Below are 478 nucleotides of genomic sequence, written 5' to 3' on the forward strand. Positions count from 1 at the left end.
TTCTCAGAAGACGTAACATTAATTGCGGGTCAAACATACCGAATTGATGGCGAAGTAAACTTCCTAGACGGCACGACGCTCACTATTCCTGCTGGCACTACTTTGTATGGTGCAACGGGAGCATCTTATTTAGCGATTAATCGTGGTGCGACGATTAACGCAGAAGGAACTGCAGATAACCCTATCATCTTTACTTCAGCGCAGGATGTTGCAGGCACTGCGAGCCAGAACGATCAAGGCCAATGGGGTGGTTTAACCATTCTTGGCTCATCTGAAAATAACAAAGGTGAGCGTACATACGAAGCAGGGACTCAAAAATATGGCCCAATCAATGGCGTTGCGAATCCTAGCGACAATAGCGGCGTGTTGAAGTATGTCGTTATCAAATACTCAGGTTTTGAAGTTGAAAAAGACAAGGAGCTCAATGGCCTTTCTCTAGCATCAGTGGGTTCTGGTACGACCATTGAGAATATTGCCA

Annotated in this window: 1 pseudogene; it reads left to right on the plus strand. The window is 45.6% G+C overall.

Annotated features, from left to right (window positions below):
* Positions 1-478: pseudogene (locus A3762_RS27155) on the plus strand (hypothetical protein); the annotation flags it as partial.

The organism is Oleiphilus sp. HI0125 (assembly GCF_001635355.1).